Origin of the sequence: Granulicella rosea (assembly GCF_900188085.1) — a bacterium.
GTDB classification, from domain to species: domain Bacteria; phylum Acidobacteriota; class Terriglobia; order Terriglobales; family Acidobacteriaceae; genus Edaphobacter; species Edaphobacter rosea.
In genome coordinates this window covers 18,851-31,466 of sequence record NZ_FZOU01000002.1, presented here as the reverse complement: position 1 = coordinate 31,466, position 12,616 = coordinate 18,851, and the positions used below count along the sequence as shown (strand labels likewise).

The 12,616-nt window shown below is 57.5% G+C and carries 12 protein-coding genes; 9 read left to right on the top strand and 3 right to left on the bottom strand.

The features are described from left to right. The first annotated feature begins 2 nt into the window (after window positions 1-2). The 3 genes from CHB87_RS06170 to hypE are packed head-to-tail and all read left to right on the top strand — an operon-like array spanning window position 3 to window position 2,399. Window positions 3-272, top strand: a complete 270-nt coding sequence (locus CHB87_RS06170) for a HypC/HybG/HupF family hydrogenase formation chaperone (protein ID WP_089407564.1) — start codon at window positions 3-5, stop codon at window positions 270-272. Further along, window positions 269-1,399 (top strand): hydrogenase formation protein HypD, encoded by a 1,131-nt coding sequence (hypD, locus tag CHB87_RS06165; RefSeq protein WP_089407563.1) that lies wholly within the window; start codon window positions 269-271, stop codon window positions 1,397-1,399. Before CHB87_RS06170 ends, hypD begins: the two co-directional genes overlap by 4 nt. Then, on the top strand, window positions 1,359-2,399 hold the full coding sequence (hypE, locus tag CHB87_RS06160) for a hydrogenase expression/formation protein HypE (protein ID WP_089407562.1): 1,041 nt from the start codon (window positions 1,359-1,361) through the stop codon (window positions 2,397-2,399). The genes hypD and hypE overlap by 41 nt, the downstream gene beginning before the upstream one ends. Window positions 2,400-2,408: 9 nt before the next feature. Here hypE and CHB87_RS06155 read toward each other — a convergent pair whose 3' ends face one another. Both CHB87_RS06155 and CHB87_RS06150 read right to left on the bottom strand, forming a co-directional pair. After that, a complete protein-coding gene (locus tag CHB87_RS06155) occupies window positions 2,409-4,943 on the bottom strand; it encodes a hypothetical protein (protein WP_142988242.1) in 2,535 nt (844 codons plus the stop codon). Between the two features lie 154 nt (window positions 4,944-5,097). Beyond that, window positions 5,098-6,165 (bottom strand): DmsE family decaheme c-type cytochrome, encoded by a 1,068-nt coding sequence (locus CHB87_RS06150; RefSeq protein WP_089407560.1) that lies wholly within the window; start codon window positions 6,163-6,165, stop codon window positions 5,098-5,100. Window positions 6,166-6,502: 337 nt separating this feature from the next. Between CHB87_RS06150 and CHB87_RS06145 the strand changes: the two genes are divergently transcribed. From CHB87_RS06145 to CHB87_RS06130, 4 genes are all read left to right on the top strand, one after another. Next, complete coding sequence (locus CHB87_RS06145) at window positions 6,503-7,246, top strand: Crp/Fnr family transcriptional regulator (RefSeq protein ID WP_089407559.1); 744 nt, start codon at window positions 6,503-6,505, stop codon at window positions 7,244-7,246. Between the two features lie 121 nt (window positions 7,247-7,367). Beyond that, window positions 7,368-7,877 carry a HoxN/HupN/NixA family nickel/cobalt transporter gene (locus CHB87_RS06140; RefSeq protein ID WP_089407558.1) on the top strand — a complete coding sequence of 170 codons (510 nt, stop codon included), beginning with the start codon at window positions 7,368-7,370 and terminating at the stop codon, window positions 7,875-7,877. Between the two features lie 787 nt (window positions 7,878-8,664). After that, window positions 8,665-8,973: a hypothetical protein gene (locus CHB87_RS06135; protein WP_142988241.1), complete on the top strand. Its 309-nt coding sequence runs from the start codon at window positions 8,665-8,667 to the stop codon at window positions 8,971-8,973. Window positions 8,974-9,082: 109 nt separating this feature from the next. Next, window positions 9,083-9,496, top strand: coding sequence for a hypothetical protein (locus CHB87_RS06130; RefSeq protein WP_089407556.1), 414 nt, complete (start codon window positions 9,083-9,085; stop codon window positions 9,494-9,496). A 35-nt stretch (window positions 9,497-9,531) separates the two neighbouring features. Here CHB87_RS06130 and CHB87_RS06125 read toward each other — a convergent pair whose 3' ends face one another. Further along, complete coding sequence (locus tag CHB87_RS06125; protein ID WP_089407555.1) at window positions 9,532-9,837, bottom strand: hypothetical protein; 306 nt, start codon at window positions 9,835-9,837, stop codon at window positions 9,532-9,534. A gap of 315 nt (window positions 9,838-10,152) precedes the next feature. Between CHB87_RS06125 and CHB87_RS06120 the strand changes: the two genes are divergently transcribed. Both CHB87_RS06120 and CHB87_RS06115 read left to right on the top strand, forming a co-directional pair. After that, on the top strand, window positions 10,153-11,718 hold the full coding sequence (locus CHB87_RS06120) for a Fic family protein (protein ID WP_089407554.1): 1,566 nt from the start codon (window positions 10,153-10,155) through the stop codon (window positions 11,716-11,718). Between the two features lie 34 nt (window positions 11,719-11,752). Beyond that, entirely contained in the window at window positions 11,753-12,571 is an 819-nt protein-coding gene (locus CHB87_RS06115; protein WP_089407553.1) for a TIGR02391 family protein, read from the top strand. Window positions 12,572-12,616 lie beyond the last annotated feature (45 nt).

The window sequence follows — 12,616 nt, the reverse complement described above, 5'->3', positions numbered from 1 at the left end:
CCATGTGTCTCGCTGTGCCTGGAAAAATCGTAAGCATCTTCGTTGAAGAGCATCTCGGTCTGCGTCGCGGCAAAGTCGACTTCGGAGGCATCCGCAAGGAGGTCTGCCTCGACTACACGCCAGAGGCGCAGGTGGGAGATTACGTCATGGTCCACGTCGGATTTGCTCTATCGATCGTGAATGAAGAAGAGGCGCAGCGGGTCTTCGATGCGCTGCGAGAACTCGACCTGCTGGAGGATCTGGAGATGCAGGAGACAGGACAAACCCGATGAAATACCTCGATGAATACCGGGACTACGATTCCGTCCAACGCATCGCTCAGGAGATTCGCCGCATCACGACCCGCCCATGGAGCATCATGGAGGTCTGCGGCGGCCAGACCTACACCATCGTCAAGAGCGGCTTGCAGGAGCTCCTCCCTTCGCTCGTCACGCTCGTGCATGGCCCCGGTTGCCCCGTGTGCGTGACACCAGTCGCCATGATCGACCGCGCCGTAGCCACCGCACTTCTACCACAGGTGATCCTGTGCTCTTTTGGCGATATGCTGCGCGTTCCGGGCTCCACGCAAAGCCTGCTCGACGCCAAGGCGCTGGGCGCCGATGTGCGTATCGTCTATTCACCGCTCGACGCGCTGCAACTCGCCCGCTCCAACCCCACCCGCGAGGTCGTCTTCTTTGCCGTGGGCTTTGAGACCACGGCGCCCGCAAACGCCATGGCCGTCTGGCAGGCCGGCCGCGAGAAGCTATCGAACTTCTCGATGCTGGTCTCGCATGTGCTCGTGCCACCCGCGATGGAGGCCGTGCTCGCGTCTCCACAATGTCAGGTGCAGGCGTTCCTCGCGGCCGGTCATGCGTGCATGGTGACGGGCTACGAAGAATACTTTTCGATCAGCCAGCGATATGGCGTACCGATCGTCGTCACTGGCTTCGAGCCGCTCGATCTTCTCGAAGGCGTACTGATGCTCGTGGCTCAACTCGAAGCCGGCCGTGCGGATGTGGAGAACCAATACACGCGCGCCGTACAAAGAGAAGGAAATCTCCAGGCACAGGCAAGGGTTGCCGAGGTCTTCGAGGTCACCCATCGCGTCTGGCGTGGCATCGGCGAGATTCCCTCCAGCGGACTGCGCCTGCGGGATCGCTACCGTGACCTGGATGCTGAGTTGAGATTCGGCTTGAAGCTCGAAGACGCGGCAGAGTCCGCCGAGTGCATCGCTGGCCTCGTGCTGCAGGGTCTGCGCAGGCCGTACGATTGCCCGGCCTTTGGCATACGCTGCACGCCGGACACACCCCTGGGCGCACCCATGGTCTCGTCCGAAGGCGCATGTGCCGCCTACTATCACTTCGGAAGGAGGAAGAACGATGTCGATTCTCTCGTGTCCCTTACCGCTGCCAGCTACTGAACGGATTCTGCTCGCCCATGGCGGTGGCGGCAGGCTTACCAATCAACTCATTGAAGATGTCTTTCTCCCGGCATTTGCGAACACCGCCCTCCATGCGCGTCACGATGGAGCTCTGCTCGCCATTGGCGGGGCCAGGCTTGCCATGACGACCGACACCTATGTTGTGCAGCCGCTCGTCTTTCCTGGCGGCACAATCGGCGACCTTGCCGTGAATGGCACCGTGAACGATCTCGCGATGTGCGGGGCACGGCCCATTGCCCTGAGCGCGGGATTCATCCTCGAAGAGGGGCTCGCGATGGAAACGCTTCGTGTCGTCGTTCACTCGATGCGCGACGCGGCGCTCGTTGCGAACGTGCCGATCGTTACCGGCGACACGAAGGTCGTGGACAAGGGCAAAGGCGACGGCATCTTCATCAACACCACCGGGGTAGGCGTGGTTCTGGCGCCCAACGCGATCGGTCCAGAGTTTATCCGCGCTGGCGATGCCGTTCTGGTCAGCGGCGATCTTGGCGCTCACGGAATCGCAATCCTGTCCGTGCGCGAGGGCCTCGAATTTGAAGGCCCGGCCAGCAGCGATACGGTTTGCCTTTGGCCTGCCGTCGAAGCGCTTCTCGAAGCCGGTATCGAGATTCATTGTCTCCGCGATTTGACCCGCGGCGGCTTGTCGTCCGCCTTGAATGAGATCGCCTCGGTCGCCGGGCTTCGCATCACGGTCGAAGAAGCACTCATCCCGGTGTCGGAGGTCGTTCGCGGGGCCTGCGAGCTGCTTGGTCTCGATCCCCTCTATGTGGCCAACGAAGGCCGATTCGCAATCTTCGTCGCCGATGAGGACGCAGATCGAGCGTTGAGTATCCTGCGCTCGCAGAGTGTCTCCACCAGCGCCGTGCAGGTAGGATCCGTTTACGATCATCGTTCTGGCATCGTCACCGTTCGCAGCCGGATCGGAGGCAACCGGGTGCTAGACATGATGTCGGGTGAACAGCTTCCAAGAATCTGCTGACAGCGCTTGTTAGAACTCGTAGTGCATCGACAGAGTGACGATGTTCGCATGCACATTTCTCGGCGCGCTCAAGCCGGAGGATGGTTCCGTCAAGCCCGTGGGACCGGTCAGGGTCGGAGAATTGCAAGGGACGACGACAGAGGTCACAGACGTCGAGTTGCTGCAGAAGGGTGCGCCCGATGGACCGCCTTCGCCATAGCCGTAGTAGTTGTATTCCGCCTTCCAGATCAAGCCCGGGTGAACCGTCCAGGCTAAGTTGAGATAAGGAGACTGATACGCGGACTGAAGCGAGCCGTTCACCTGTTGCGCGTTGGCGAAGAACTGGTTGCCGCTCACCGCGCTGATGCGATATCCAGCGGCTGTGCGCACCTTCTTGTTCGGCGAATAAGTGATCCCGACGGATGCGAACTGCGTCGGCGCGTCCATGAAATCTTTCGTCGGACCCCAATCCGAGAGTACCGTTGTCGATCCTCGCACAAACACTCCCGGACAGATATTCGGCGCTCCACTGCTCGTGGTCGAGGCGGCGCCGGGCAGCGTTGTGGTCGCGCCGTTCAGGTAGCAGATGTTCGACGAGATATAAACATCCGAGTAGTCGTAACTGATCTCGAACCCGTAGTGTTCGTTCGGCGCAACCGACAGACCGACACCCACATTGCGTGTGTGATCGACATGCTGAAGTGGTCCGTCAATCGGCGTCACACCGGTGTTGAACGTGTTGTTATGCCGCTCCAGATCGTTGAACGCGCCCGAGAGCGTCGCCCAGGGTCTGAGCCTGTATAGGGTATGAAACCGATAATGCTTCGTCTGCCTCGGACCGATGGGCGTCAAGGCATTGTCGGCATAGAGCATCTCGACCGTACCATTCATCTTCCATTTTGCTGTCGGCCGGAAGGCTACGTTGAAGATGCCGCCATTTTCTTCGACCGTCACTAAAAGACTGGACGCACCCGATCCAGCTCCCTGCACGATGCTATGGGTTTTGTAACGGTAAGTGAACGTCAGCGTCGCACGAGAGGATGCGTCCCAGCTAACAGTCGCATTGTTCGTCAAGAACTTCTGTCCAAAGTAACCGTAGAGCGGCACGCCAGTAGGATTGCCTTCAATACTGTAGGCAGCTCCCGCAACCAATGGCCCTGCATAACTGATGGTCTCGTTGCCTGCGGTCACCGGAGCATTCTGCGTAATACCCGGAGTAATATTCGCGCTGCCAGGCTGATGAACGTTGGAAAAGTCGAGCTGCTCCGACAGGGCAATCGTTTTCGCTGCCTGCCAGGTAATACCGAGGTCCGAGCTCACCATCCGGCGCTGGACAGACGCATTGCCCGTCAAGGTGTAGTTGCGAATCGCTCCGTCGAGCCCCTGAAAGTTCTCATAGTAATTCGCGAGATTGCTGTTCGCGATCGTGTACCGGAGGTCACCATTAAGAGCGAGCTTCTTGATACTCGAGCTCTGAAAGCGGAGCATCTCCGTGGGCAAGAGAACACGCGTCGGCTGTGAACGCAGGTAGCTCGTCGTGACATCGCAGGCGGGATGGATGATCGGAAGACCACCTGCAGTCTGTGGAGCTGACAGGAGCGTGTAGTTAGTCGCATTGGTGTAAGCGCCGCCCATACTCGCCGTGTTACAGGAGGCGATGGAATACGGCGACGCCGTCGCATCCCAATTGCCCAGAGCGGCAGGCGTACCATCCGCCTCCTGCACGTTGAACTGACCTGGGGCGATGGTGAAGTAGGAGTCCGCCTTATAGTGGTCCACCTGTTCTTCGAAGGTGAAGCTGGTCAGTTGAAGCGGCTTCCAGATCATCGCAGCCGTGAAGTCATCGGTGCTGTTGCGCTGGTATTCGCGAAGCAATAGATCGGACTTACCGATCAAGTAACCCGGGCTCAGGCTTGGTCCCTGAAAGATGTTCTGGGAATAGCCCAGGCGGAACGAGATCTTCGAAAGCGGCAGGAGCGTCAAAGTGGTGTCCGTCATCCTGCGGACGGTATTGAACATCACAGGCGATTGATTGACCTGCGGCTGCGCCAGCGATGCGGCGGTTGGCACACCGGCAACCATGCCGTAAGGAGTCGAAATGCCGGATGGAATGCTTGGATTGGCCAGCAGGTCGTAGTCGAAGTACTGCCGGTCGCGACGGAACGTTCCGCTGAACTCGTAGAGCTTGCCTTTGAAGAAAGACAGTCGGGCGAAGTTGATGGGGTCGCCGCCAAAGCCACTGCCGGACGCTGAAAGCGAATCCACAAGAAAATGCTTGCTGCCCGGAAGGGCATGCATCGTAAAAGTCTGCCCAAGGATACGGGGACCGGAATGAAGATTCACCAACGTGTCATACATTGCGCCGCTGCCCGAGACTCCGGCGATATGGCCGCCCAGGTCGGCCGTCTGGTGGATCGCATACCCGTTCCCCGGCGCCTGCTCGGGTGCCGCAGGCGCGGCGGGAGACGGTGAATCAGGAGCCGTTGACGCGGCGGCCGCAGGTGGCGCGACCGGAGTTAGCGGATTGGGTACGACGGTCTGGCCGGACGCTGATCCAGCACTCATCAGCAGCCCCGCAAGCAATACGCGACGGGCTTGATCTTTGTGCAACCGAATGAAGCAGTCGATCTTCGTCATCTCAAGCCTCGTCTGCGGTGAAGCGCGTTCTATGGGACTCATCATGCGGCATCGCTTTGCGGCGTGTCGGCTGGCTCACTCGTCACCGGATAAAGGCGGCATTGATGTTCGATCCGTGGATCATGGTGTGGCAACTGACGCAGGACTGCACCTCAGCAGACCCGGATCCCATGCCATGGATCGTTCCAGCGGCAACCGGGCTGTGGCACTCGTTGCACATCTGGTTGATGTTGGGCACGTTCAACAGCCGTGCGTTTTGCGAACCATGCGGCGAGTGGCAGCCGACGCAGCCTTCCGCCTTCACAGCCGCGTGTTCGAAGACAAAAGGACCGCGCGTCTCCGTGTGGCATTTCACACAGATCATGTTCTGGTCGGCAGTCGACCGAAGCTGATTGTTGCCGAAGGTCCCATGCGTGTCGTGGCAGTCCGTGCACTTCATCAGGCCTTCGTTCACCTTGTGATGGAAGGGCTGGCTAAACGCAGGCTTCACGTCGCTATGGCAGCTGAAACAGAGCTGCGGTTGAGGAGCTTTGAGCAGGTCCGGATTCTGCCCCGGCCGTTCGAGTGAAGCGGTCGTCCATTGCAATGGATCGCTCACGCTCGCGTCAGGCTTCAATACGCCAAACAGGCGCGCACTGAGACGTGTTTTCTTTCCGGCGTTCGCGACGGGCGTTGCGGGGTCCGCTGGAATGTTCGCGGGAGCAAGACCGTGAATGCTGTGGCAACTGGTGCAGCTTACGCCGGCCTTGCCGTGGTCCGAACGCAGGAAGTCTGGATGAGCACTTGCATGGCAGCCGAGACACGTCGTATCGATCTGCTTCGCGGACATCTTGCCCAGTTGCAGAATCTTGGTTGGATCTCCGCCAGAAGCAACGTGCGCTTGTCCTGGTCCATGGCAGCTCTCACAGGTGGCGCCCTTGCCGCCATGCAGCAGCGCCAGTTCGGAATGTGGGTTCGACGCGAACTTCTTCGCAATATCGGTATGGCATAGAACGCACGTCTCTGAGCCGGCAAACTCCGCGGGCTTTGCAGCAGCCGCCTGCTGGACCAGGGCCGACTCAGGCGCCTGTTGCGCGGCGTCGATCGTCCCTGACTTCCAAAGCCACGGAAGCAGCATCAACGGTACGAGAATCAAAGACAGGCGCCGCATGGGATCTCCTCAAGAGCAGTGCGCAGAGGGGGACTTTTCACCGGCCCGTGAAGATTGCCAGCCGATGTGGTGAAGGGGTATTGGGAACCTGCGTCGAGTATGAGCGAGCAGTTGAAATAAGACTGTGTCGTATTGCTCTATGAGAAGCGAACTGAGTGCCGTCTCCGGCTCGGTGCGAGAAAGAGCAATATTGCTCACTCCAGCCTTTGTGTTTGGCGGATACTCGCACTATGGACAGCGAGCTTTCATCCAGCGCCAGATCAGAATCCGTACTTCTCGTAAGCGTCATTGGACGAGGGTTTACCGATGCGGACGTATCGAAAAAGAGGCTGTCCCGATGGATGGATCGAACAAAAAGCCGTTCAAACTAGACCTATTCCTCGCAACTCCAGGAACGGGAAGACGAATCGTCCACCTGAAGACTAAAGGCATCGCCTTTTCTCAGGGAGAGTCTGCGGATTCCGTTTTCTTTCTGCAGGCTGGCCGCGCAGAACTCAGCGTCGTGTCGAAACGGGGTAAGGAAGCCACGGTCTCGCTTCTCGCTGCTGGAGACTTCTTCGGCGAAGAGGCGATGCAGAATGCTGACGGCCTTCGAACAACCACAGCCACTGCCCTTACCCTCTGTACTCTGCTCGAGGTGGAGAGGAAGGAGATGCTCCGCGTGATGCATGAAGAGCATGACTTCTCGGATTTCTTCCTCCAATTCCTCCTGCTGAAGAACGCAAAGACAGAAGCAGACCTGGTCGACCAACTCTTCAATTCAAGTGAAAGACGGCTCGCACGAACCCTGCTGCTGATGGCGGAGTTCGGTCAACCCGGCGAGCCGGAGACGCTGCTCCCACCGATCACGCAGGAAGCGCTCGCGGAGATGATCGGCACCACCCGATCACGTGTCAGCTTTTTCATGAATCGCTTCCGCAGCCTGGGCTATATCGACTACAACGGTCGCATTCGAGTCCACAAGACTCTCCTCAATGTGGTGCTGCACGACCAATTGCCCGAACAGAACGCCTCCAGGCCGAAGATGCTCGGTCCGGCCCCCACACCGGCGCGCAATGCGAGACGCACGAAGCTCGTATAAGCGACGACGAGCCTGGTTCCAAGTCACTGATGTCGAAGGCTCATCAGGGCATGGTACGCCCATCGACGATCGCCTCTTTCACGTTCGGCGCTGACCGACAGATCGCAGAACGGTCGTCGTTATCGGTTCGATTGCGATTGCGACGACTGCCTCCGCACCGCAACACCGTTTTGAAACCGCGCGAGAGATCGGAGAAACTGTCGGCACAATGGTGTCGACGCTCTTCCTGTTCGGAATTGCCATCGCGAATCCTGTCGTTCTTCGCTCCATTTTTCAAGCGTTCAAGCGGGTCAGACGCGGAGAGCCGTACATGGAGGAAGATTTCGATCTGCTGCTTGGTAGTCGAGGTTTCCTCTCTCGATTGTTTCGTCCCATCTTCAACATGATCCATCGCAGCTGGCACATGTACCCTTTGGGCATTTTGTTCGGGCTTGGATTCGACACAGCCACGGAGATTGGTCTGCTGGGGATTTCGGCTTTGGAAGCGCCGAAGGGGCTGTCTTTGTGGTCGATTATGGCCCTCCCTGCGCTCTTCGTCGCAGGCATGTCGTTGATCGACACGACAGACAATATCTTCATGCTCGGAGCATACGGATGGGCCTTCGTCAAACCGATTCGCAAGATTTACTAAAACCTGACGATCACCTTTGTATCTGCAATCGTCGCTTTTGCGGTATGATTTTCGGGGCTTACATGGCGCCTTTAGGCTTGTATCTTGTTGATTCTAAATGGCTCCTGAGGTAGGACTCGAACCTACAACCCTTCGGTTAACAGTTAGGGATTTCCTCTTTTCAGGGTTGCTCGTTGGCGCTCTATACTGCTCATAGGAATAGACTTACGGCACTTCTTAGAAGTTGCTGGACTGTGGGTATTACCCGTTATTACCCACCTTTTTGAGGCAGGGTACCCACAAAACTACCCACACTTTTTGAGGCTCAGTTTCAGTCCTCCGTTGGGGAATGCGAACTCCCTACCCCATCGTGATTCAGTCGCAAACATCTGATCTTGATCATCGGCGGCGCTAATAGAGCGGACCGCTATTAGCGTTTCTCCAGCAAGGCGCTAATAGCGATGGCGAGTTTATGCGTTGCACTCGACAACGCGCTAGCTTGCAGTCTAGCGCGTCAACCCGGATAGCGGGGTTCAAGTCCCCTCCTCCGCACCAATCTCATAATAAAAGACTTAGAGGCAAATCGGAAACGGTTTGCCTCTTGTGTTTTTGGCGACTGTGGCAGTTTTTGTGGCAGTTGTAACCAACTCTCGTCTTTGGCAGGGGCCAACCGGGCGCTTTCGCCGTTTGCCTCCCGTACAAATGGACGATGTAGGCTAAGACTCGGATACACAGGGAGACAGGATGATGCGCCCCACCCCGCAGAGCATTCCAATCAGCGCGTTGCCTGGACACTAAAGAGAGTGGAGTGGTCGTTCCACAATGGGTTTCGGCTCTGAAGCGTTATGCTGTCCTCATGAAGATCCTGTCACTTGTCAGTGTGGTTTTTGCCCTTGGTGCCGCTGGTTTCTGGGGCTGGTCGGCACTCATCAATGTTCCTGTAATCTATTCCGGCTTCGGGACGCTCGGAACCCAGATGCCCGATGGCTCGAACATAGCTGGTGTGGAACCCTTCTATGCCGCGCTAAAACTGATCTCGAAATTGAATGCGCTGGCGGCGGGTTGCGCTTTCGTTTCAGCTCTCACTCAAGCCCTGACCTTGCTGCCGAGAAAATAACCCTGCGGCGGCAGGGCGACAGGCGTTTTTGGCAGGGGCCAACCGAGCGGGTTGCCCCCCCGTATAAATGGGCGGTATAGGCTAGGACTCGGATACACAGGGAGACACGATGATGCGCTCTACCCCGCAGAGCATTCCAATTAGTGCGTTGCAACAAGAGGCCGGGTCCCAAGATCTCGTCCGTTCGGAAAAGATGAGGCCGTATCTGGAGCTTCTCAAGGCCGATATCGGAGGGCAGGACACAGCGCCTTACCTGGCCGCGTTAGCCGAATTGCCGCTCGAAGAAAGATACGTTTGGCGGGTCATCTCCGCCTTGAAGTGGGCGTTCTGCGATCTTGAAACCGAAAACGTACTCGCCGATCTCGAAACCCTCTCCGAAGACGACCTCAAGTTGGTTGCCGAGCCGATCGCCATGCGGGCAATCCAGTTCTCTTTGTTTGCTAAGGCACTGCTCGGACAAGAAGCCGCCGAGCAAATCATGTTGCGGGCCACAAGGATTCTCAAACAATCTGACAACGGATGACCGCGCGACTTCCCCGGCATGGCCCCTAGTTTCGTCTAACGACCTCCGATATACCTCCCGCCGCGCAGCTCGCCGGGGATAAAGTCGCTGCCCTCCACTTCGCGCTTTCCGATGATGTATGCGAAGTTGTTCGAGAGGTAGTAGACGCAGCGGCACTCAGAGCACCAGTACAGACGATGCCCCGGCTTGATGCCGTACTTCTCGACCTGCTCCGGCGTCAGGCCCAACGTCTGCACCGTGACGGTGATTGGCGGCCACGAAAAGCATTCAATCGTGACTTTCAGCGGGCAGCCCTTATAAGGCCGCTTGCTCTTCGCCGCGCGGGGCCGCCTGCGCGACATTACGCCGCCCACCCTGCTTACGCGCAGCCTTTTCTTTATTGACTTTGGTTTCCTTGGTGGCATTTCCATCACCGTCCTTTCACTTCTACCGGTGAAGATAGCGAGAAACCGCAGTTATGTCCTGCGCTTATCAAGAGAAATTTAGGAGAACCTAGCTTGATTCCCATAAAGCTGCGCCATGCCGTATCATGCGCAGGTCATCAGCTCAGGCCGAACTAAGCAGCCTCCAGCGCCTCTAGCCTCGACATAATAAGATAAAAAGCGTACAACATGAAAAGATAATTTCAGTACAGCGAGAAAAGCTAAGGGAGCAACATGGCCACACCGTCCGAGAAACTAGCGCAGTCCTTGGAGGCTCTTGCCAAGCTCCAGAAGTCAGACGGCGGCGCAGCCATTCGTGCAAGGGATCTATCTCGCACACACAGGGAGCGGCTGCTCGCTCAAGGCTTTCTCCAACTGGTTCTAAAGGGCTGGCTCATCCCGAGTCGCCCAGACAACGCTACTACGGGCGAGAGCACGGCATGGTACGCCTCCTACTGGCAGTTCTGCGCGGTCTACCTCAGAGAGCGTTTCGGGACGCAATGGAGCCTCTCCCCGGAACAATCCCTGTCGCTCCATGCCGCCAATTGGACAGTCCCTAGCCAACTGATGGTGAGGGCGCCGAAAGCCCGGAATGCCGTTACCAAGCTCCCGCATGGCACTTCCCTACTAGATCTTCGCTCCTCCCTGCCGGTAGCTGCTGATCGGCAGGTCGTGGACGGCCTGCAGGTCTTCTCGCAGGAGTCCGCCCTCCTCGAATGCTCTCCCAATTTCTTCTCCCACAACTCAACTGACGTTCGGGCTGTCCTGCTGATGGTCCGCGATGCCTCTGGCCTCCTGGCCCGACTGCTGGCCGGAGGACACACCATCATTGCGGGGCGTCTGGCCGGAGCGTTTCGCAACATCGGGCGCGATCGCATCGCGGACGACATTGTGAAGACGATGACCGCTGCCGGTTATGCTGTTCGGGAAAACGATCCATTCAGCGATAGGCCGAACCTCGTCCTCCGCACCCGTGAAACATCCCCGTATGTAAACCGAATACGGCTGCTTTGGCAGAAGATGCGGGAGCCAATTATTGAGCGATTCCCGAAAGCGCCGGGGACGCCGAGCAATATCGCGGCCTACTTAAAGCGCGTCAACGAAACCTATGTCACCGACGCTTACCACTCCTTGTCCATCGAAGGCTACCGCGTCACGGCAGACTTGATTGAGCGAGTCCGCGCTGGCTCATGGAACCCTGAGACGAATGAGGGCGACCGCGAGCAGCGGAACGCGATGGCGGCGCGCGGCTACTGGCTGGCGTTCCAGTCCGTGCAACAAGGCGTTGGACGGGTTCTGCGCGGCGATAATCCCGGCCAAGTCGCGGACGACGAACACGGGGCATGGTATCGGGAACTCTTCGCGCCGAGCGTTGCATCCGGCATCTTGAAGCCCGTTGACCTTGCCGGATATCGAAATAGCCAGGTCTACATTCGGAAGTCCATGCACGTCCCGCTCAACCGCGATGCCGTGAGGGACGCTATGCCAGCGTTTTTTGATCTTCTTCGGGAAGAGACTCATCCGGCAGTGCGCGTCGTGCTGGGGCATTTTCTCTTCGTCTACATTCATCCCTACATGGACGGAAACGGTCGCATTGGGCGTTTTCTGATGAACGTGATGCTGGCATCTGGTGGATACCCCTGGACGGTTATACCTGTCAGTGATCGCAACGTTTACATGAATGCTCTCGAACGGGCGAGTGTCGGAGAAGACATAGTTCCCTTCTCCGACTTCATTGCTGGACTCGTGCGTAAAGGGCTCGCGGGGGAACCGTTGCCGGCTATCCCAAAGTCTTCTTGATGAAGGTCGTTGGGCAGAGATGGGGTGCAATTAAATGGCTGTCATACCAAAACTAGACGAAGCAAACTTACAGGCGATATGCGACATCCTGGGCGCAACCGATACAGGGCTGACCGGGACGGAGATCGGGCGATATTTGGGGGAATGTGGTTGTCCTGATCCGATTCCGCAGATGACGAAGCGCCACAGGCTTTATGCTGCGCTTGTAGAGAAACAGAACTTAGACAGGTGCGCCAACAACATCCTGGGATTCATCACGCATGTTATGAATCCAGTGCGCCATGTCGGCAGCCGGGATTATTTTGAGTCGGAACGAGGGAAACTGAACAGTGTCCTGGCCTTCAGCGGTCTGACTTTGGGAGACGACGGCAAGCTGCGCGAGGTGAAAACCGCGCGCACGCTATCGGAATCGGAGGCAATTGCGAGTGCCCTCCGAAAAGCTCTGGTCGAGAGAAATGTACACGCCGACGTGCTGAAGTTCTGTCGCGCCGAACTTGTTGTCGATAACTACTTCCACGCGGTATTCGAGGCGAGCAAAAGCATTGCTGAAAAATTGCGCGTGAAAACTGGACTGGGCTCCGACGGCTCGCAACTGGTTGATGAAGCCTTGGGTATCGGAAAGGCCGGATGCCCGCGTCTCGCCTTTAATTCTCTGAGGACAGAGAACGAGCGTAACGAGCATTCCGGGCTCATGAACCTTATTAAGGGTTTGTTCGGGGCGTTCCGGAATACTGCGGCACACGCTCCTAAAATTCACTGGAATATCACGGAGCAGGATGCGCTCGATATTCTGACGACGATATCTCTAGTTCATCGGCGGCTTGATACCGCAGTTCGGACACACATTCTGTAAGCGTTGGGCTGAATACATTCTCTTTATATAGAGAGGCATGGGAGA